Source organism: Nocardioides sp. S5 (assembly GCF_017310035.1).
Classification (GTDB): Bacteria; Actinomycetota; Actinomycetes; order Propionibacteriales; family Nocardioidaceae; genus Nocardioides.
The window spans coordinates 4,330,047-4,348,755 of sequence record NZ_CP022296.1; the positions used below are offsets into that span (position 1 = coordinate 4,330,047).

19 protein-coding genes are annotated in these 18,709 nt (G+C 72.4%); 8 read left to right on the forward strand and 11 right to left on the reverse strand.

Annotation, left to right across the window (positions count from 1 at the left end):
* Positions 1–24 precede the first annotated feature (24 nt).
* Positions 25–690, reverse strand: a complete 666-nt coding sequence (locus CFI00_RS21415; protein WP_242532556.1) for a DedA family protein — start codon at positions 688–690, stop codon at positions 25–27.
* Positions 691–720: 30 nt separating this feature from the next.
* Complete coding sequence (gene pyrE / locus CFI00_RS21420) at positions 721–1,257, reverse strand: orotate phosphoribosyltransferase (RefSeq protein WP_207082972.1); 537 nt, start codon at positions 1,255–1,257, stop codon at positions 721–723.
* A gap of 39 nt (positions 1,258–1,296) precedes the next feature.
* Here pyrE and CFI00_RS21425 point away from each other — a divergent pair, with 39 nt between their 5' ends.
* Positions 1,297–2,481 (forward strand): pyridoxal phosphate-dependent aminotransferase, encoded by a 1,185-nt coding sequence (locus CFI00_RS21425; RefSeq protein ID WP_277988328.1) that lies wholly within the window; start codon positions 1,297–1,299, stop codon positions 2,479–2,481.
* 16 nt (positions 2,482–2,497) lie between these two features.
* Here the strand turns inward: CFI00_RS21425 and CFI00_RS21430 are convergent, their stop codons facing one another.
* Both CFI00_RS21430 and CFI00_RS21435 read right to left on the reverse strand, forming a co-directional pair.
* Positions 2,498–3,298 carry a hypothetical protein gene (locus CFI00_RS21430; protein ID WP_207082973.1) on the reverse strand — a complete coding sequence of 267 codons (801 nt, stop codon included), beginning with the start codon at positions 3,296–3,298 and terminating at the stop codon, positions 2,498–2,500.
* Positions 3,299–3,344: 46 nt separating this feature from the next.
* The gene (locus CFI00_RS21435) at positions 3,345–4,484 is read right to left on the reverse strand and encodes a hypothetical protein (protein WP_207082974.1); all 1,140 of its coding nucleotides are present in this window, start codon (positions 4,482–4,484) and stop codon (positions 3,345–3,347) included.
* A 210-nt stretch (positions 4,485–4,694) separates the two neighbouring features.
* On the opposite strand from CFI00_RS21435, the gene CFI00_RS21440 reads away from it, so the two are divergent.
* Genes CFI00_RS21440 through CFI00_RS21455 form a run of 4 tightly spaced genes read left to right on the forward strand, consistent with a single transcriptional unit; the run spans position 4,695 to position 7,904 of the window.
* The gene (locus CFI00_RS21440; RefSeq protein WP_207082975.1) at positions 4,695–5,591 is read left to right on the forward strand and encodes an ATP-binding cassette domain-containing protein; all 897 of its coding nucleotides are present in this window, start codon (positions 4,695–4,697) and stop codon (positions 5,589–5,591) included.
* A complete protein-coding gene (locus CFI00_RS21445) occupies positions 5,588–6,403 on the forward strand; it encodes an ABC transporter permease subunit (protein WP_207082976.1) in 816 nt (271 codons plus the stop codon). Before CFI00_RS21440 ends, CFI00_RS21445 begins: the two co-directional genes overlap by 4 nt.
* Positions 6,404–6,426: 23 nt before the next feature.
* On the forward strand, positions 6,427–6,969 hold the full coding sequence (locus tag CFI00_RS21450) for an isochorismatase family protein (protein WP_207082977.1): 543 nt from the start codon (positions 6,427–6,429) through the stop codon (positions 6,967–6,969).
* Positions 6,966–7,904 (forward strand): PfkB family carbohydrate kinase, encoded by a 939-nt coding sequence (locus CFI00_RS21455; protein WP_207082978.1) that lies wholly within the window; start codon positions 6,966–6,968, stop codon positions 7,902–7,904. The genes CFI00_RS21450 and CFI00_RS21455 overlap by 4 nt, the downstream gene beginning before the upstream one ends.
* A gap of 106 nt (positions 7,905–8,010) precedes the next feature.
* Here CFI00_RS21455 and CFI00_RS21460 read toward each other — a convergent pair whose 3' ends face one another.
* From CFI00_RS21460 to kdgD, 3 genes are read right to left on the reverse strand one after another with little or no spacing between them, the layout of a single operon-like run.
* Positions 8,011–9,330, reverse strand: coding sequence for an enolase C-terminal domain-like protein (locus CFI00_RS21460; RefSeq protein WP_242532557.1), 1,320 nt, complete (start codon positions 9,328–9,330; stop codon positions 8,011–8,013).
* Positions 9,327–10,814 carry an aldehyde dehydrogenase (NADP(+)) gene (locus tag CFI00_RS21465; RefSeq protein WP_207082979.1) on the reverse strand — a complete coding sequence of 496 codons (1,488 nt, stop codon included), beginning with the start codon at positions 10,812–10,814 and terminating at the stop codon, positions 9,327–9,329. The genes CFI00_RS21460 and CFI00_RS21465 overlap by 4 nt, the downstream gene beginning before the upstream one ends.
* A 50-nt stretch (positions 10,815–10,864) precedes the next feature.
* Positions 10,865–11,791, reverse strand: a complete 927-nt coding sequence (gene kdgD, locus CFI00_RS21470; RefSeq protein WP_207082980.1) for a 5-dehydro-4-deoxyglucarate dehydratase — start codon at positions 11,789–11,791, stop codon at positions 10,865–10,867.
* 124 nt (positions 11,792–11,915) lie between these two features.
* Between kdgD and CFI00_RS21475 the strand changes: the two genes are divergently transcribed.
* The gene (locus tag CFI00_RS21475) at positions 11,916–12,734 is read left to right on the forward strand and encodes an NAD-dependent epimerase/dehydratase family protein (protein ID WP_207082981.1); all 819 of its coding nucleotides are present in this window, start codon (positions 11,916–11,918) and stop codon (positions 12,732–12,734) included.
* Positions 12,735–12,741: 7 nt separating this feature from the next.
* On the opposite strand, the gene CFI00_RS21480 is transcribed toward CFI00_RS21475, so the two are convergent.
* Together CFI00_RS21480 and CFI00_RS21485 are read right to left on the reverse strand one after the other, a co-directional pair.
* Positions 12,742–13,242 (reverse strand): hemerythrin domain-containing protein, encoded by a 501-nt coding sequence (locus CFI00_RS21480; RefSeq protein WP_207082982.1) that lies wholly within the window; start codon positions 13,240–13,242, stop codon positions 12,742–12,744.
* Between the two features lie 88 nt (positions 13,243–13,330).
* On the reverse strand, positions 13,331–14,242 hold the full coding sequence (locus CFI00_RS21485; RefSeq protein ID WP_242532558.1) for an SDR family oxidoreductase: 912 nt from the start codon (positions 14,240–14,242) through the stop codon (positions 13,331–13,333).
* A 91-nt stretch (positions 14,243–14,333) separates the two neighbouring features.
* Between CFI00_RS21485 and CFI00_RS23995 the strand changes: the two genes are divergently transcribed.
* Positions 14,334–14,801, forward strand: a complete 468-nt coding sequence (locus tag CFI00_RS23995; protein ID WP_207082983.1) for a GNAT family N-acetyltransferase — start codon at positions 14,334–14,336, stop codon at positions 14,799–14,801.
* Here CFI00_RS23995 and CFI00_RS21495 read toward each other — a convergent pair.
* Together CFI00_RS21495 and CFI00_RS21500 are read right to left on the reverse strand one after the other, a co-directional pair.
* Positions 14,785–16,593, reverse strand: a complete 1,809-nt coding sequence (locus CFI00_RS21495) for a GAF domain-containing sensor histidine kinase (protein ID WP_207082984.1) — start codon at positions 16,591–16,593, stop codon at positions 14,785–14,787. The two genes, CFI00_RS23995 and CFI00_RS21495, sit on opposite strands and share 17 nt — an antisense overlap.
* Positions 16,594–16,678: 85 nt before the next feature.
* Positions 16,679–17,581 carry a LysR family transcriptional regulator gene (locus tag CFI00_RS21500; protein WP_207082985.1) on the reverse strand — a complete coding sequence of 301 codons (903 nt, stop codon included), beginning with the start codon at positions 17,579–17,581 and terminating at the stop codon, positions 16,679–16,681.
* Positions 17,582–17,693: 112 nt separating this feature from the next.
* Between CFI00_RS21500 and CFI00_RS21505 the strand changes: the two genes are divergently transcribed.
* On the forward strand, positions 17,694–18,695 hold the full coding sequence (locus CFI00_RS21505; protein ID WP_207082986.1) for a tripartite tricarboxylate transporter substrate binding protein: 1,002 nt from the start codon (positions 17,694–17,696) through the stop codon (positions 18,693–18,695).
* The last annotated feature ends 14 nt before the right edge of the window (positions 18,696–18,709 follow it).

Sequence of the window (18,709 nt, forward strand, 5' to 3'; positions counted from 1 at the left end):
CCTGCGGCTCCTCACCCACGGCGGTCAGTCCGTCGGCGGGGCGGGGCGGCGGCGCAGCGAGCGGACCCGCAGCAGCACCCACCACGCCACGGCCGACGCGACGGTGAAGATGACGAGCTTCTGGAACGTGCCGGCGTAGGTCTCGACCACGTGCCACTGCTCGCCGAGGTAGTAGCCGGCGAGGACGAAGATGGTGTTCCAGATGGCGCTGCCGGCCAGTGTCAGGCCGAGGAACTGCCAGATCGGCATCCGCTCGATCCCGGCGGGCACCGAGATCAGGCTGCGGAAGATCGGCACCATCCGGCCGAAGAAGACCGCCTTGCGGCCGTGGCGGGCGAACCACTCCTCGGTGCGCTCGAGGTCCGAGGTCTTGGTCAACGGCAGCCGCTCCCAGACCCAGTACATCCGGTCGCGGCCGAACAGCACGCCCAGGGCGTAGAGCAGCGAGGCGCCGACCACCGAGCCGACCGTCGTCCAGATCAGCGCCTCGGCGAGGGTGAAGGAGCCCTGGCTGGCGGTGAAGCCGGCCAGCGGCAGGATCACCTCGCTGGGCAGCGGCGGGAAGAGGTTCTCCGCCGCGATGACCACCGCCGCACCGACGGGGCCGAGGCGCTCCATGAGGTCGACGGCCCAGCCGGCGACGCCGTCGAGCTCAGCACCGGGTTGGGCAGCGAGGAGGCGGGACAGCACCCCGTGACCCTAGATCACGGGTCCGCGGAGTCAGCCAGCGGCGCGTACGGCGTCGAGGTCGGCGCGGGTCAGCACCGACCGGATCTCGAGCCCGACGCCGGCCAGCGGGTCCTCGCCCTCGGGCGAGCGGTCGATGGCGCACACCACGACCTCGACGACCGCGCCGAGCTCGCGCAGCGCTCGGGTCGCGTCGCGCACCGCGCCGCCGGTGGTGATGACGTCCTCGACGAGGGTGACCCGTCGCCCGGACACGTCAGGGCCCTCGGCGAGCTTCGCGGTGCCGTACTCCTTGGCCTGCTTGCGGACGAACAGCGCGGGCAGGCGAGTGCGGGCGCTGACCATGGTCGCGATCGGCACGCCGCCGAGCTCGAGCCCGCCGAGGAGCTCGGTGTCCTCGGGCAGCAGGTCGACCACCTGCGCGGCCACGCGGTCGAGCAGGGCGGGCTGCGCCTCGAAGAGGTACTTGTCGAAGTAGGTGTCCGCGACCTGACCCGAGCGGAGGGTGAACTCCCCGGTGAGGCGGCAGGTGGCGTCGATGTCGGCGGCGAGGGTGGGGTCGGTGCTCACGCCCCGACCCTAGCCAGCGCTGCTGGGTAGCGTGGGGCCGTGCCCACCGCGAAGCCCTTCTCCCCGCCCCTCGCCGCCCGCCTGGCCCACATCCCGCCGACCGTCTTCAGCGAGATGTCCGCGCTCGCGCAACGGACCGGTGCGCTCAACCTCGGCCAGGGCTTCCCCGACGTCGACGGTCCGCGGTCGGTGGTGGAGGCGGCCGAGCGTGCCCTCGAGGGCGGCGCCAACCAGTACGCCCCCGGCATCGGCGTGCCGTCGCTGCGGGCCGCGATCGCGCGCCACCAGCAGCGCCACTACGGCGTCGAGGTCGACCCCGACCGCGAGGTGGTCGTGACGACCGGCTGCACCGAGGCGGTCGCCGCCGCCCTGCTCGGCCTCGTCGACCCCGGCGACGAGGTGGTCGTGCTCGAGCCCTACTACGACTCCTACGTCGCGATGCTCGACATGTGCGGCGCGGTCCGGCGTCCGGTGACGCTGCGGGCACCGTCCTTCCGCCCCGACCCCGACGAGCTGCGGGCCGCGGTCACCGACCGGACCAAGGTCATCCTGCTCAACACCCCGCACAACCCGACGGGGACCGTGCTGACCCGCGACGAGCTGCAGGTGGTGGCCGACCTGGCGATCGCGCACGACGTGCTGGTGATCACCGACGAGGTCTACGAGCACCTCGTCTTCGACGGCCTCTCCCACGTGCCGATCGCCACGCTGCCGGGGATGTGGGAGCGCACGCTGACGCTCTCGAGCGCCGGCAAGTCGTGGTCGTTCACCGGCTGGAAGGTCGGCTGGGCCACCGGGCCCGCCCCGCTGGTGGGCGCGGTGCTGGCCGCCAAGCAGTGGCTCACCTTCACCTCGGGCTCGCCCCTGCAGCCCGCCGTCGCGCACGCGCTCGACCACGAGCCCGACTGGCCGACCGAGCTCGCCCGGGACCTGCAGGCCCGCCGCGACCTCCTGTGCGAGGGCCTCACCGCGGCCGGGCTCGCGCCCCGCGTGCCGGAGGGCACCTACTTCACCACCACCGACATCTCGCACCTCGGCTGGGCCGACGGTCGCGAGTTCTGCCTGGCGCTGCCCGAGCGCGCCGGCGTGGTCGCGATCCCCACGCAGGGGTTCCACGACGACGCCGACGCCGGGCGGCAGCTGGTGCGCTGGGCCTTCTGCAAGCAGCCCGACGTCATCGCCGAGGGCGTACGCCGCCTCGCAGCCGCCGACCTCGCGTGCTGACGCCGCGCAGCGGGCCTCAGCGGCCCGGGTAGTCCTTGGGCGGATAGTCCGACCCGCCCGACGGCGGCTGGCCGTAGGGGTTGTCGGACGACGGCGGCTGCCCGTAGGGGTTGTCGGCCCGCGGCGCCTCCGGCGCCGGCTGGGTGCCGTACGGGTTGGAGCCGTAGGTGTCGCCGCCCTGGCTGCCGGTGCCGTAGGGGTCCGTGCCGTAGCCGGTGCCGGGGTGGCCGGCGGACGGGTAGCCACCACCGGGGTGGCCGCCCTGGGAGCCCTTGCGGGCGAACCAGTCGCCGGCGCCGCCGACGAAGAGCAGGACGATCACGGCCACCGAGGCGATCAGCGTGATCGCCGAGACGCCGCTGGTGATGCCGAGCAGCGACAGCAGCGCCACCACCGCGCTGGAGATCACCAGCAGGATGCGCGCCACGTTGGAGCGGCGCAGCACGAAGACCGCGAGGACGAGCGCGATCACCGCCCACACGACGAGGCCCAGGATGAAGGCCACGAGGACCCCGACGGCCGCGTCGGCGTCGATCCCCGCGTCCTGGAACTCCGGGACGCGCTCCATCTCGGTGATCACCTGGTCGCGGGCGACCAGCAGCGCGAGGCCGGTGAAGCCGAAGAGCACCGCGGTGAGGCCCGAGAAGACGATCGTGATCCAGGCGGCGGCGGTCACGGTGCCGGGACGTCGGTCCGTCTGCACCGGCGGCGCGCCGTAGGACGGCTGCTGGCCGTAGGGGGACGGCTGTCCCTGCTGGCCGTAGGGGTCTGGCTGGCCATACGGCGTGTGGGTCGGCCCGGGCTCCTGGTCGCTCATGGGGCTATCTCACCACGAGGTCGGTGGTCGGCGCAGGGCGCGAGGCTCAGCGCGCGTCGACCGCGAACCAGCGCCGCACCTCGACCCGGCGCAGGCACAGGACGGTCGCCACCGCCGCGGCGGCCGGGATCAGGGTCAGGGGCGTGCTGAGCACCAGGGCGAAGCACGCGCCGGCGCTGAAGGCCGCGCTGACGATCAGCCCGCGACGCGCCCAGTCGCGGCGCGCCATCGCGAAGCCGGCCAGGACCAGTGCCACCGCGCACCACGCGACGAACCCGCCGGCCAGCGCCAGGACGGTGCCGCGCAGCTGCTCGAGGGTCAGTCCGTCCTCGATGACCTGGGGCTGCTGCTCCTCGACCACGCTCATCAGGAAGTCCGGGGACAGCCCGGCGATCGCGATCCACAGCAGCGACAGGCTGAGCAGGCCGCCGGCCGTCACCACGGTGATCACGAAGGCCGCCACCATCGCGCCGGGCCGCTCGTGGAGCAGCTGCTGCTGCCGGGCCGAGGGCGGGGCGGAGCGCTCGTCGCCACCGCGCGGGGCGAGCGGCTGGCCGTACGGCGAGTGGGTCGCGGTGTCGGGCTCGCCGAAGGGCCGCGTGGCCGGCGGAGGCGTCAACGGGCCGCCCGGCTGGGTGGACCGGGCGTCGGGCGCACCGACGCTGGACGGCATACGCCACGGATCGGCCGAGCGGTTGGCGCCCTTGTCCTTGTCCTTGTCCTTGCTCTTCTCGGGCGCGGGAGCGGGGGGCGTCCAGCGGCCGGTGGCGAACCACTCGCGCGCGGGGGCCATCCAGAGCATCGCGGCGCCGGCCGCGACGAAGGACCCGGCGAGGCCGCCGGCGGCGAGGCCGGTGACGAAGACCGGGATCGCGAAGATCGTGAGCCCGAGCCGCGCGGAACGGTCCGGCTTGCGGACGTACCAGCCCAGGATGCCGGTGGCGCAGGCGGCCGCCGCGGCGACCATGCAGGCGTAGCGGAGCAGGTCCGAAGCACTGCTGACATCGAGGCCGAGGGAGGAGAACGGCGACTCGGAGAGGACGTCGCGGATCGACTCCTGCGTCTCCAGCGAGCCGATCGTGGAGACCTGCTCCCAGGCGGTGACCAGCACCATGAACGAGGCGAACATGACGATGCCCGACGCCAGGGTGACCTGGGGCGGACGCTGCTCGGTGGGCTGACTCACCCCTCCATTGTCCCCAGTGGCCCCCAAGACGCGACCGGCGCGGGGTATCTGGGGACGTTCTGGTGGGTCCAGAGGCCGCTTCACCCACCACAACGTCCTCAGATACCGGGACGGGGAGGTCGGCTGGGGGGTTTCTCAGGGTCGTCCTCAGGGACGGACGGGGCCTCGTCCCCGATGCGCGCGACGGCCCCGCGCGGCGAGGCTCGACCCATGATCAGCGTCGAGTCCCTCACCAAGCACTACGGCCGCTTCACGGCCGTCGACCACGTGTCCTTCACGGCCGCTCCCGGCCGTGTCACCGGATTCCTCGGCCCCAACGGTGCCGGCAAGTCCACGACCATGCGCGTCATGGTCGGCCTCACCCGCCCGACCACCGGACGCGTGACCATCGCCGGCCGCGACTACCGCGAGCTGGCCAACCCAGGCCTGGAGGTCGGCGTCCTCCTCGACGCCTCCGCCCAGCATGCCGGCCGGTCCGGTCGCGAGATCCTCGCCATCGCCCAGCAGACGATGGGCCTGCCCCGCACCCGGGTCGCGGAGACCCTCGCCCGGGTGGGCCTCACCGAGGACGAGGCCGAGCGCCGGGTGCGCAACTACTCCCTCGGCATGCGCCAGCGCCTCGGCATCGCCACCGCGCTCATCGGCGACCCCGACGTGCTCATCCTCGACGAGCCCGCCAACGGCCTCGACCCGGCCGGCATCCGCTGGATGCGCGACCTGCTGCGCGGCTTCGCCGACGACGGCGGCACGGTGCTGCTGTCCTCGCACCTGCTGCACGAGATCGAGGTCATCGCCGACGACCTCGTCGTCATCGGCCAGGGCCGCATCGTGGCCCAGGGCACCAAGGCCGAGCTGCTCGCCGGAGCGGGCACGATCGTGCGCACCAGTCACACCGACGTGCTCACCCGGGCGCTGACCCAGGCCGGGCTCGTCGCCCACCCCGTCGACGGCGGACTGCGCGTCGACGCCGAACCCGAGACCGTGGGCGAGGTCGCGCTGCGCGCCGCCGTACCCCTCCGTGAGCTGCGTGGCGCCGACGGCGCAGGCCTGGAGGAGATGTTCCTCGAGCTCACCGCCGAGACCGCCCGTGAAGGAGCAGCAGCATGACCACCGCAACCGCCACCCCCGTCCCGACGACTCCACCCACCGATCGTGCCGCCCGCACCATCGCTCCCATCCCGCTCACCCGCCTGATGGGCGTCGAGCTGCGCAAGATGTTCGACACCCGAGCGGGCTTCTGGCTGATGGCCAGCGTCGGCATCGTGACCGTGCTGGCGAGCGCCGCGGTCATCCTCTGGGCACCCGACGACGCCATCACGTTCGAGACCTTCGCGACTGCGATGGGCATGCCGATGTCGGTGATCCTCCCGATGATCGGGATCCTCTCGATCACCAGCGAGTACAGCCAGCGCACCGGCCTGACGACCTACACGCTCGTGCCGTGGCGCGGACGCGTGGTGCTCTCCAAGCTCCTCGCCGTCCTCGGCATCGGCGTGGCGTCGATGTTCGTGGCCCTCGGCGTCGGCGCCGTCGGCACCCTGGTCGGCTCGGCCGTCACCGGCCTGGACCCGGTCTGGAACATCACCGTCGAGCAGTTCGGCCTCATCGTCCTGGCGAACCTGATCGGCATGCTGATGGGCTTCATGCTCGGCACCGTCCTCCGCAGCTCGCCGGCGGCGATCGTGGCCTACTTCGTCTACGCCCTGGTCCTGCCCGGAGCCCTCGGAGCCCTGGCCGCCTTCCAGCAGTGGTTCGAGGACCTGCAGCCGTGGGTCGACGTCAACTACGCGACGATCCCGCTCTTCGACGGGAACGTCACCGGTGAGAACTGGCTCCAGCTGGCCATCACCACGACGGTCTGGCTCTGGATCCCGCTGGCCTTCGGCCTGCGCGCGGTCCTGCGGGCCGAGGTGAAGTAGCGCGGCTCTGACAGGCTGGCGCCATGCATCCCGACGCCTGGCTGGTCGTCATCGACCCGCAGCGGATCTTCGCCGACGCCTCGAGCCCGTGGGGCTCCCCGATGTTCCCCGCCGTCGTCGATCCCGTACGCCGACTCGCCACCGCGGCGGGTCGGCGTACGGTCGTCACCCGCTGGGTCCCGGCCACCGACCCGCAGGGCAGCTGGGCGGCGTACCTCGAAGCCTGGCCGTTCGCGGACGTGGCCGAGGACGACCCGCTGCTCGAGCTGGTGCCGTCGGCGCGGGGGCTGGGGAGCGAGGTCGTCTCGCTGCCGACCTTCGGCAAGTGGGGCCCGGCCCTCGAGGCGATCACCGGCCCGACGCCGCACCTGGTGCTGGCGGGGGTGTCCACCGACTGCTGCGTCGTCTCGACGGCCCTGGCCGCCGCCGACGCCGGCGCCACGATCACGGTCGTGACCGATGCCTGCGCGGGCTCGACGCCGGAGAACCACCGCGCGGCGCTGGACGTGATGGCGCTCTACCCGCCGCAGATCACCCTCGCCACGACCGACGAGGTGCTGGCATGAGCCGGGTCATCCACACCGGCCAGGCGCTGGTCGACGTGGTCGTCGAGGTGCCCGGCCTGCCGCCGCGCGGCCAGAACGTGATGGCCTCCTCGGCGACCGACTACGCCGGCGGCGCGGTCACCGTGCTCGTCGCGGCTGCCCGCTTCGGCGCCGACTGCGTGCACGCCGGCGCCCACGGCACCGGCCCGCACGGCGACATGGTCCGCGAGGCGCTCGACCGGGACCGCATCGCGGCCTCCGCTCCGCCGGTCCCCGACCTCGACACCGGCATCTGCGTGGTCATGGTCGAGCCGAGCGCGGAGCGCACCTTCGTCACCACGCTCGGCGCCGAGCGCGAGATCAGCGTGCAGTCGCTCGCCACCTCCGCCCCACGTGCGGGCGACCTCGTGTGCGTCACCGGCTTCTCGCTGGCCCTCGACCGCACCCGCGACCCGCTGCTCGCCTGGCTGCCGACGCTCGACCCCGACGTCGTCGTCGTGCTCGACCCGGGCGCGGCCTTCGCCGACCTGCCGACCGAGGTGCGGGAGGCGATGCTCGGGGTCACCGACGTGTGGTCGAGCAACGCCGAGGAGGCCGAGGGCCTGCTCCGCGCCGCCGACCTGCCGGTCCCCGACGACCTCGCCGGGCTCACCACCGCTGTCGCCCCGCTGCTGCGCGGCGACGCCGTCGCCATCGTCCGCGACGGTCCCGGCGGCTGCGCGGTGCACGTCGGCGGCGAGACCACCGACGTGCCGGGTTTCCCGCAGAAGCCGCTCGACACCAACGGCGCGGGCGACACCCACACCGGCGCCCTGCTGGCCGAGGTCGCCGCCGGCACGCCCTGGGTGGAGGGGTGCCGCCGGGCCAACGCGGCCGCGGCGATCAAGGTGACCCGGCGCGGGCCGGAGTCGGCCCCGACGGCTGCCGAGGTCGACGAGTTCCTGGCGCGGGCCTGATGGATTTCCACTCGCTCGAGTGGATCTTCATCGGCAGGACACCGGCTTCACGCTCAGGCCGCGATGGATTTCCACTCGCTGGAGTGGAAATCCATCCGGGGAGGCATCAGCGCACCAAGCAGGGACGCTTGGGGTCGAAGGTCCAGTCGTCGACGAGGTACTGCATCGCGATCGCGTCGTCGCGCGCGCCTAGGCCGTGCTCGAGGTAGAGTTCGTGCGCCTCGGCGACCCGCTCGCGGTCCAGGGTGACGCCGAGCCCGGGAGCGGTCGGCACCTCGATCCCCCCGTCGCGGATCTGCAACGGCGCGGTGGTCAGGCCCTGGCCGTCCTGCCAGATCCAGTGGGTGTCGAGCGCGGTGATCTCACCCGGCGCCGCTGCCCCGACCTGGGTGAACATGGCGAGCGAGATGTCGAAGTGGTTGTTGGAGTGCGAGCCCCAGGTGAGACCGAAGTCGTGGCACAGCTGGGCGACCCGCACGGAGCCCGCCATCGTCCAGAAGTGCGGGTCCGCGAGCGGGATGTCCACGGCGTTGGTCCGCACCGCGTCGGCCATCTGCCGCCAGTCGGTCGCCACCATGTTGGTGGCCGTGCGCATACCGGTGCGGCGCTTGAACTCCGCCATCACCTCGCGCCCGGAGAAGGCGCCCTCGGCGCCACACGGATCCTCGGCGTACGCCAGCACGTCGTCGAGGCCGCCCAGCAACCGCATGGCGTCCTCGAGCAGCCACCCGCCGTTGGGGTCGAGGGTGATCCGGGCGTCCGGGAAGCGCTCGTGGAGCGCGGTGACTGCGGCGACCTCCTCCTCACCGGGCAGCACGCCGCCCTTGAGCTTGAAGTCGCTGAAGCCGTAGCGCGCCTGCGCGGCCTCGGCGAGGCGTACGACGGCCTCGGGCGTCATCGCCTCCTCGCGGCGAACCTTCTCCCAGTCGTCCGTCCCGTCGTGCTCGCGGAGGTACGGCAGGTCGGTCCGGTCGGGGTCACCGACGTAGAAGAGGTAGCCGAGCATGGGCACGCTCGTGCGCTGCTGACCGTCGCCGAGCAGCTCGGCGACCGGCACCCCGAGCGCCTGGCCGGACAGGTCGAGGAGTGCCGACTCGAGGGCCGTCACGGCATGGATGGTGGTGCGGAGGTCGAAGGTCTGCAGGCCGCGACCGCCGGCGTCACGGTCGGCGTACGCCGAGGCGACCCGCCGCAGCAGGCTGCGGAACGTCGCCACCGGCTGTCCGACCAGGATCTCGGCGGCGTCGACGATCGTCTGCCGGATGGCCTCGCCGCCGGGCACCTCGCCGATGCCCTCGCGGCCCTCGGAGTCGGTGACGATCGCGATGTTGCGGGTGAAGAAGGGGCCGTGCGCCCCGCTCAGATTGAGCAGCATCGAGTCGTGCCCGGCGACCGGGACGACGTCGACCTTGGCGATCGTGCTCACTTCTCCAGCGCTCCGTCGATGCGGCGACGCAGGCCCCACGGGTTGTCGTCGCGGACGGCCTCGGGCAGCAGGCCCGCAGGCACGTCCTGGTAGGCAACAGGACGCTGGAAGCGCTCGATCGCCAGGCTTCCGACGCTGGTGCTGCGCGAGTCGGAGGTGGCGGGGAACGGACCGCCGTGCACCATCGCGTGCCCGACCTCGACGCCGGTGGGCCAGCCGTTGAAGAGGATCCGGCCCACCTTCAGCTCGAGCACCGGCACGAGCGCGGCCGCGGCCGTGCTGTCGGCCTCCGCGGCATGGACCGTCGCCGTGAGCTGGCCCTCGAGATCGTCGAGCCGGGTCACCAGGTCGGCCACGTCGTCGTACCTCACGACGACGCCGGAGGCGCCGAAGACCTCGTCGGTGACCGGGTGCTCGAGCGCGTGCGCCTCGACGACCAGAGGTGCGGGGGCCAGGTCGCCGGCGTCGTTGCCCTCGGCGACGACACGGACGCCCGCGACGTCGCGCAGGCTGGCGGTCCCGGTGCGGTAGGCCTCCGCGATGCCCGGGGTGAGCATCGTCTGGCCGGACGCGCCGGCGACAGCCTCCCCGGCGGCGCGCAGGAAGGCGTCGCCCTCCTCGCCGGAGGGGAGGAACAGCAGGCCGGGGTTGGTGCAGAACTGGCCCGATCCGAGCGTGAGGCTGCCGATGTACGCCTGCGCGAAGGCCGCGGTGTCGTTGGCGGCGAGCGCGCCGGGAAGGACCACGACGGGGTTGATCGAGGACATCTCGGCGTAGACCGGGATCGGCACGTCACGCTGCGCAGCGGCACGCACCAGGGCGAGCCCCCCGCCGCGGGAGCCGGTGAAGCCGGCGGCCGTGATGCGCGGGTCGGCGACGAGCTCCTGACCGGTCTCGATACCGCCGAGGACGAAGGAGAAGGTACCGGCCAGGAGGCCGGACTTCTCGACCGCGCGGTTGATCGCGCGGGCGACGAGCGTTCCGGTGACCGGGTGGGCAGGGTGGCCCTTCACGACGACCGGGCAGCCCGCCGCGAGGGCGGACGCGGTGTCGCCGCCGGCGGTCGAGAAGGCGAGCGGGAAGTTGCTGGCGCCGAAGACCGCGACCGGGCCGAGCGGCACCATCCGCTGCCGGATGTCGGCGCGCGGCAGGGGCGCACGGTCCGGGAGCGCGGGGTCGATCCGCACCCCGAGGTGGTCGCCCTGCGCCACCACACCGGCGAACATCCGCAGCTGGCCGGTCGTCCGACCCACCTCCCCGGTGATCCGGGCCTCGGGCAGTCCGCTCTCGCGGACGGCCTCGACGATGATCGCGTCCTTGTCGGCCTCGATCTCCGCGGCGACGGCCTCGAGGAACGCGCTGCGCTCCGCCGGGCTGGTCGCCCGGTAGGCAGCGAACGCCTCGGCGGCCGCGCTGGTGGCGGCAACGACGTCGGGCTGCTCGGATTCGGTGCCGGCGATGATGCTGGTGGCCTGATCGGTCACGGGGGTTCCTCCCAGTTGTCCTGCTGGCGGTGCTGTCCTGGCGTGAGGGGTCAGGCCTTCGAGCCTGCCACCTTGTCCACGAGGGTCTGGAGCTCGTCGCGCTCGGCGTCGAGCAGGTCGGACAGCGGCGGGCGGACCGGCCCGGCGGGACGACCGACGGCGGCGAGACCGGCCTTGACGATCGAGACGGCGTAGCCGGACTCGCGGTCGCGGATCTTGGTGTAGGGGATGACGAAGTCGTTCAGCATTGCGTAGACCGCCGCCCGGTCCTGACGACGCACCGCGTCGTAGAAGTCCAGCGCGAACTGCGGCACGAAGTTGAAGATCGCCGAGCTGTAGGTCGTCACGCCGAGCTGGAGCAGCGGCAGCGCGAAGACCTCGGCCGTCGGCAGGCCGCCGACGTAGACGAGGCGGTCGCCGAGCTGGGCGTAGGTCCGGGTCATCTGCTCGATCGACCCGACGCCGTCCTTGAAGCCGACCAGGTTCGCGTTGCGGGCGCAGGCCTGCTCGAGCGCGTCGGTGCCGAGGACGGCATTGGCGCGGGAGTAGTAGATGACCCCGAGGCTGGTCGCAGCGCAGATCGCGCTGATGTGCTCCACGAGTCCGCGCTGGCCCGCCTCGGTGAGGTACGGCGGCATCAGCAGGATGCCGTCGGCGCCGGCCTCCTCGGCCGCCCGGACCTGCGCCACGGCGTTGACCGTCGATCCGGTCGCGGGCGCCAGCACCGGCACCTTGCCGCCCGCGCCGGCGATCGCCGCGCGCACGACGCGGTCGGTCTCCTCGGCGGTCAGCGAGAAGCCCTCGCCCGTGCCGCCTGCGGCGAACAGGCCGGCGACGGGATAGCCGCTGAGCCATTCGAGGTGGGCGCGGTAGGCCGTCTCGTCGAGCTGCAGGTCGGCGTCGAAGTGGGTCACCGGGAAGGACAGCAGGCCGCTGCCCAGGGTCTCGACGAGCTCGGTGGGGCTGTACTTCGTCACGCTGCGTCCTTCGGTCGATGTGGCGGTGCTCACCAACCTAGGAAGGACGGACGATGCCTGTCCAAGCCCGATTCTGAATGCAGTGATGCTCGTGGGGCATGGTGCGACTCGCTACCGTGACCGAGTGACACCTGACGTCCTCCTCGTCGGCGCCGGCGACCTCGGCGCCGAGGTCGGCCTGCGCCTCGCCGGTCTCGGCCACGACGTGCTGGCCCTGCGCCGCAATGCCGCGAAGGTGCCGTCGCCGCTCGTCGGCCGGGCGGTCGACCTGACCCGCGAGGCGCCCGACCTGTCCGACGTACGTCCCTGCTTCGTGGTCGTCGCGCTCACCGCCCGACCGCGCACGGAGGAGTCCTACCGGGCGACGTACGTCGACGGCATGGCGCGCGCCCTCGACGCGCTCGCGGAGCCGCCGGAGCGCGCGGTGCTGGTGTCGTCCACCGCGGTCCACGGCAGCCGTGACCGGCCCGACCTCGAGGACGAGACGGCACCCACCGCGCCGACCGACGGTCCGGGCCGGATGCTCGTCGCCGCCGAGGACGCCTTCCACGAGCGGGTCCCGCACGGCACGGTGCTGCGCCTCTCGGGGCTGTACGGCGGCAGCAGCACGCGGCTGCTCGACCAGGTCCGCGAGGGCCGGATCGACGACCCCCACCGCTGGACCAACCGCATCCACCGGGGCGACGCGGCCGCCGCGGTGGTCCACCTGCTGACGATGGCGCAGGAGCCGCAGCGGCTCTACCTCGGCACCGACGACGAGCCCGCCCAGCTCGGTGACGTGGCGGCCTTCCTCGCGGAGCGTCTGGACGCCCCGCCGCCCCCGCCCGCCGACCCCGGACAGGGCCACGGCAAGCGGCTGTCCAACGCCCGTCTCCGCTCGACCGGCTGGACGCCGACGCTGCCGACCTATCGCGAGGGCTACGCCGGCGCGACGGAGGTGTGAGGGAGCGTCAGGAGATGACCGCGTCGATGGTCTTCTTCAGCGCGCTCGGCTGTGAGGGCCGCTTCGGCGCCTTCTTCTTCGCTTCGAGCATCTCCTCGCCGATCTCCTGGAGGGCCTTGCGTCCGAGGCCCTCGCGGACCTTCGGGAACCAGTCCTGCTCCTCCTCGTCCATGTGGTGCGTGACGTTCTCGATGAGGACGGTGGTCTTGGCGTCGAAGCGCTCGTCGCTCGGCTTCATCGATGCCAGCTCCACCACCAGGAGGTCGGCGACGTGGTGCTCCTCGTAGGACTCGAGCACGTCGTCCTCGAGGTCGGGAAGCAGCTCCCGCACCCGGGGGTACATGACCTCGTTCTCGATGTAGGTGTGCTGCGTGAGCAGCTCGATCATCTTGTCCACGAGCTGGCCCTTGCGCTTCTCGGCGTTGTCGCCGGCTGCCTCGAAGTCCTTGAAGACCTTGCGGATCTGCTGGTGGTCGTCCTTGAGCAGGACGATGGCGTCATTCGACATGTGGGTGTGCCTCCCGGCCTCGGTCGTGCGTGTGCGGATCAGTACCCCGTGGGGGCGCGGGACAACGCCCCGCAGCCCGCGCCGTGCGTCACATCGTGACGGGGTTGCCGCCGGTCACCGCGATGACCTCACCGGTGATGTAGCTCGACTCGGCCGAGGCGAGGAAGACGTACGCCGTCGCCACCTCGGCCGGCTGGCCGGCTCGACCGAGCGGGGTGTCCTCGCCGAAGGAGGCGACCTTGTCGTCCGGCATGGTCGCCGGGATGAGCGGCGTCCAGATGGGGCCGGGCGCGACCGAGTTCACGCGGATGCCGTCCTCCGCGACCGACCGCGCCAGGCCCCGGGTGAAGTTCACGATCGCGGCCTTGGTGGAGGCGTAGTCGAGCAGCGCGGGCGAGGGCTGCGAGGACTGGATCGAGGAGGTGTTGATGATCGACGACCCTGCCTTCATGTGCGGCAGCGCCATCCGGCACAGCCAGAACATGGCGTAGACGTTGGTGCGCATCACCCGGTCGAGCTGCTCGGTGGTGATGTCGGCGATCCCGCCCGGCTGGGCCATCTGGTAGGCCGCGTTGTTGACCAGGACGTCGATGCGGCCGAACTCCGCCACGGCCGTGTCGACGAGCGCCTGGCACGCCTCCTCGCGGACGAGGTCGGTCGGCACCAGCACCGCCCGGCGCCCGGCATCCTCGACGAGGCGGCCCGTCTCCCGGGCGTCGTCGTCCTCCCCCTCGAGGTAGGCGATCACCACGTCGGCACCCTCGCGCGCGAAGGCCAGCGCGACCGCTCGGCCGATGCCGGAGTCGCCGCCGGTGATGACGGCCACCTGGTCGAGCAGCCGGTCATGGCCGACGTACGACTCCTCGCCGTGGTCGGGTTTCTCGTCCATCTCCCGGGTCACGGAGTCCTCGTCGCCGGGGCGGGGCAGGTCCTCGCCCTCGGTGTCGGGCTGCGCGTGCGCGCGGGTGGGGTCCTGCCGGCTCTGGTCGTCGTTGCTCACGTCGCGTCCTTCCTCGGGGGCGTTCGGACCCCGTCCGTACCCGCACGCGTGCCAGCGATGCGCGCACCGACGGCTCGACGATGATGGACGCGTGCAGATCTCCCGTGCCGACTTCACCGACCCGCGGCTGTCCGCCTTCCTGCAGGCACACCTCGACGACATGGAGCCCACCGCACCGCCGGAGAGCCGGCACGCGCTCGACCTGTCGGCACTCCAGCGGCCGCACGTGCGGCTGTGGGTGGCGACCGAGGGCGAGGACCTGGTCGGCACCGCGGCGCTGGCCGGGCTGGAGGCGCACCACGAGGAGCTCAAGAGCATGCGCACCGAGCCGCGGCTCCGCGGCCGCGGCGTCGCGTCACTCCTGCTCGCCCACCTCCTCGACGACGCGCGGTCGCGAGGTGTCGAGCGGGTCTCGCTCGAGACCGGGAGCATGGAGTTCTTCACGCCCGCCCGGGCCTTCTACGCCCGTGCCGGGTTCGTCACGTGCGCGCCGTTCGGCGACTACGCCGAGGACCCGCTGAGCACCTTCGTGACGCTCGGGCTCAGCGCTCGGCGCTGACGTGGTCGTCAGCCACGGGGCCGGTCCAGGTCGGGAGCGTGACGGTCACCGTGGTGCCGCGGCCCCGCTCGGAGTCGAGCTCGATGGTGCCGGAGTGGCGCTTGAGGATGCGCGCCACGATCGCCAGGCCCAGGCCGGTCCCCGGACGCGCGAGGGCCTCGGGGTTGGTGGAGCGGAAGAACTCGCGGAAGAGCTGGTCCTGGTCGTGCGGCGAGATGCCGATGCCGGTGTCCTCGACGGTCGTGACGACCTCACCGTCGCGCAGCGCCACCCCCACGCCCACCCGGCCCCCGGGATCGGAGTACTTGATGGCGTTGCCGACCAGGTTGGAGAAGAGCTGGAAGAGCTCCTCCGGCTCACCCCGCACCACGACGGCCTCGTCGGGCAGATCCGGCTCGCAGACCACCTCAGCGGCGTTCGCGGCGGCGTGGCACTCCTGGAGGACGTCGCGCAGCACCCGGCGCAGGTCCACGTCGATCGGGTCGAACCCGCGTCGCGGGTCGGCCACCTGCGCCATGGTGAGCATGTCCTCGATGACCGCGCGCATCCGGGACGCGCCACGCGAGGCCGCCTCCACCGAACGCCGCGCCTCGGGGTCGAGGGGGCCGACCGCGAGCAGCTCGAGGTTGGCGCTCATCGAGAAGAGCGGGTTGCGCAGCTCGTGCCCGAGCGTGTTGACCACCTCGACGCGATAGCTGTCGAGGCGGCGCAGTCGGTCGACGACCGCCCTCTCCAGCTCGAGCTGGCGCGCGTTGGCGACGGCACGGCCGAGGTCCCGACCGATGTCGAGGGCAGCGCCGATCTCCACGTCGGTCCAGCGGCGAGAGTCCGAGACCCGGGTCAGCACCAGGAAGCCGAGGCACTCCGGGCCCACCCCCAGCGGGACGAACAGCACCGAGCCGATGCCGATCTGCTCGAGGAAACCGAGCAGCCGCTCGGCGTCCGCCGGCGGGAGACCCGGCTGGTCGGCATTGCTGCGGGAGAAGGGTGCGGCGTACTGGTCCTTCCAGTAGCGGTGCGAGAGGCGGATGACGACGTCGTCGATCTCGGAGAACGGCGGCACGACGTAGTCCTCGCCCATCACGAAGGACGTGGTGCGCGCCGGGCCGCCGTCGGCGTCGAACGCGGTGAGCCACATGCCGACGGCGTCGAAGCACGCGACCACCGTCGAGCGGCACGCCTCCAGGACCAGGTCCAGCGTGGGCTCCCCCAGCGCCTTGCGCACGATCTCGCGCGCCTCGCCGGCGAGCCGGACGCGTTCGGACAGCTCCTCTCGATCCAACGCGAGCAGCACCAGGGTGCGGGCGACACCGGCGTACTGGGTGAGCACCTCGAGCTTCTCCGGACTCGGCAGCCGGCCGTCGCGCGGACTGTCGACCGAGAGCAGGCCGCGCAGCCGGCCCTGGTCGTCGAAGATGGGCGCGGCGAGCAGGTCGAGCGGGTGCCACGCGTCCTCGCCGTCGAGCGGTGGGACGTCGGGGATGTGGCTGTACTCCAGCGCCTCCGCACTGGCGCGGTCGTGCGGGACGAAGCGCCAGACGCCCCACTCGTCGGCGACGGCGAGCTCGGCCTCGATCGACGCGGCAGGCACCCGGCGTCCGACGTGGCCGTCCTCCACGCCGGCGGCAGCCACGACCTCGAAGTCGCAGCCGCGGCTGAGGGTGAGGGAGGACTGCTCGAAGCCGGCGAGGACGGCGACGCCCTCCACGAGCACCTGGAGGTGCTCACGCGTCTGGTCGTCGACCCACGTCGCAGCCGCCACGCGGCGCTCGCCTCGTGTGTCGTCCGACATCGCACCCCCTGCCATCGGCGCGGAACAGGACGACCATAAGCCTCAGGAGCCACGAAGCGCAGGGAAACCCTGACTAGCCCACCCGTCAGGCGGTGACGACGTCGAGCACTCGGCGTACGACCGGGGCGAGCGCCTCGCGCGACCAGATGGCGTGCAGCTCGACCGGCTGGTCGGGGTCGGCGTCGACCCGCGTGTCACCTCCGTGGTGGGCAAGCTCCTTGAAGACCACGCCGTCGACGTGCAGCGACGCAGCCGAGGCGGGCGCCAGGGTCACTCCCCGCTCGGCGGAGACGAGGAGCATCGCGGTCAGCACCTGGTGGACCCGCTGGTCGATGCGCGGATGGGCATTGGCGAAGAACCGCACCGAGAGCTCGTGGAAGTAGCGCGACTGGTCGGGGTTGTAGCCGATCACCGTCTGGCCGTCGAAGTCGTCAGGCGTGAGCGGCCGGTCGAGCACAGCGAGGGGGTGCTGTGCCGGCACGACGGCCATCAGGGGCTCGCGCAGGACGACGCGCGAGCGCAGCAGCGAGGTGTCGAAGGGCGGTCGCGCCAGGCCGATGTCGAGCTCACCGCGCCGGATGCCGTCGACCTGGGCGTTGGTCACGCGCTCGGAGAGCACCACCTCCACGTCCGGCAGCTCGGAGGTGAGGCGACGCAAGAGGGGCCCGAGGATCGAGATCGCCGACACGGCCGTGAACCCGAGCCGTACGACGCCAGCGGCGCCGGCGTCCACGCGGCGTGCCAGGTCGCCGGCCCCCTCGACCAGGTTGAGGAGACGGTAGGCCTCGTCGAGAAAGGCCGCTCCTGCTCCGGTCAGCTCGACCCGGCGGTTGTCGCGCTCGAGCAGCCGGGCTCCCACGGCCTTCTCGAGCTTCTGGATCTGTCGCGACAGCGGCGGCTGGGTCATCCGCAGCCGTTCGGCGGCGCGGCCGAAGTGGAGCTCCTCGGCCACCGCGACGAACGAGCGGACCTGGTCGAGGGTGATCACGCGCCGAGACTACGATGCTCCAGATGGATCAGTCCATGCGCAATCGGGCTTGGACCGGCATCGTCGTACAAACCTAGTGTCGGTGATCACACCCCGAACAAGGAGTCACCAGATGCGCAAGAACACCCTCAGCCTCGCGGCCATCGCGACCGGCGCAGCCCTCGCCCTGTCCGCCTGCGGCGGTGTCCAGAACACCGCCGGCGGTGGGAGTGACAGCGGCGAGTACCCCACCGGCGCGGTGGAGATGCCCGTCGGCGCCTCGGCCGGCGGCTCCTCGGACCTGATCAGCCGCCAGGTGTCCGCCGGCCTCGCCGAGGAGCTCGGCGGCTCCTTCCCGGTCATCAACCGCGAGGGCGCCAACGGCGCACTGGCCGCGGCCGAGGTCGCCGACGCCGAGCCCGACGGGTCGGTGATCTCGGTGCAGAACGCCTCGCTCTTCGCGATCACCCCGCTCGCCGTCGGCGAGGACGAGGTGACCAGCATCGACGACTTCGACGTCGTGATGGGCGTCTCGCGCGACGACTACGTGCTCGTCGCCAGCACGGGCAGCGGCTTCGAGTCGGTCGACGACTTCGCCGACGCGGAAGGCAAGGTCACCTACGGCACCACCGGCGTCGGCACGGGCGCCCAGCTCGCCTGCGCGCTGACCTTCAACGTCAACGACACCTCCGCCGAGGCGATCCCCTTCGACGGTGGCGCCCCCGCGCTGACCGCCCTCCTCGGCAACCAGGTCGACACTGCCTGCCTGCAGGTCGGTGAGGCCATCGAGAACATCGAGGCCGGCAAGATCGTCCCGATCACCGTCTTCGGCCCCGAGCGCGTCGAGTTCCTCCCCGACGTGCCCACCGCACAGGAGCAGGGCCTCGACGTCGAGGTCGCCCAGTACCGCTTCATGACCGTCCCGAAGGGCACGCCCCAGGACGTCCAGGACGCGATCGCCGAGGCGATGCAGGCGACCTTCGAGACCGAGGAGTACCAGGCGTTCAACGAGCAGAACAACCTCACGCCGATGGAGATCCCCGGGGACGAGGTCGTGGCCCAGCTCGAGGAGGACACCCAGCGGTACGCCGACCTCGTCGCGGAGTACGGCATCGACCTGGGCTCCGCAAGCTGAGTCGACGCAGCGCT

Bases quoted from the DNA above. Each gene is read 5' to 3' on its own strand.
- CFI00_RS21440 (WP_207082975.1), top strand. From the start codon at position 4,695: ATGATCAGCGTCGAGTCCCTCACCAAGCACTACGGCCGCTTCACGGCC.
- CFI00_RS21480 (WP_207082982.1), bottom strand. From the start codon at position 13,242: ATGTCGAATGACGCCATCGTCCTGCTCAAGGACGACCACCAGCAGATC.
- CFI00_RS21430 (WP_207082973.1), bottom strand. From the start codon at position 3,298: ATGAGCGACCAGGAGCCCGGGCCGACCCACACGCCGTATGGCCAGCCA.
- CFI00_RS21505 (WP_207082986.1), top strand. From the start codon at position 17,694: ATGCGCAAGAACACCCTCAGCCTCGCGGCCATCGCGACCGGCGCAGCC.
- CFI00_RS21450 (WP_207082977.1), top strand. From the start codon at position 6,427: ATGCATCCCGACGCCTGGCTGGTCGTCATCGACCCGCAGCGGATCTTC.
- CFI00_RS21445 (WP_207082976.1), top strand. From the start codon at position 5,588: ATGACCACCGCAACCGCCACCCCCGTCCCGACGACTCCACCCACCGAT.
- CFI00_RS21455 (WP_207082978.1), top strand. From the start codon at position 6,966: ATGAGCCGGGTCATCCACACCGGCCAGGCGCTGGTCGACGTGGTCGTC.
- CFI00_RS21495 (WP_207082984.1), bottom strand. From the start codon at position 16,593: ATGTCGGACGACACACGAGGCGAGCGCCGCGTGGCGGCTGCGACGTGG.